Genomic DNA, 271 nt, shown 5'->3' with positions numbered 1-271 from the left:
TCCTCGGCACCATTTTTAGAAAAGCGGAGAAAGCCCGCTTAAACCACTAGGATGTTGGAGCTTCTGAGAAGGAGTTGTTATTTGACTCCGCAGGAAGAAGTGAAACAGCCGTATGGTTTGGCTTTCGCAGCTAGACACTATAAATGCGCCCGTAGCTCAATTGGATAGAGCGTTTGACTACGGATCAAAAGGTTAGGGGTTCGACTCCTCTCGGGCGCGCCATATGACGGGAAGTAGCTCAGCTTGGTAGAGCACTTGGTTTGGGACCAAG

The 271-nt window shown here is 49.8% G+C and carries 1 tRNA gene; it reads left to right on the top strand.

Annotation, left to right across the window (positions count from 1 at the left end):
- Window positions 1–145: 145 nt before the first annotated feature.
- Window positions 146–222 (top strand) — tRNA-Arg (locus K9V48_RS28815).
- Window positions 223–271: the final 49 nt, after the last annotated feature.

Source organism: Metabacillus rhizolycopersici (genome assembly GCF_020075705.1).
This window is presented reverse-complemented; position numbering and strand designations above follow the sequence as displayed.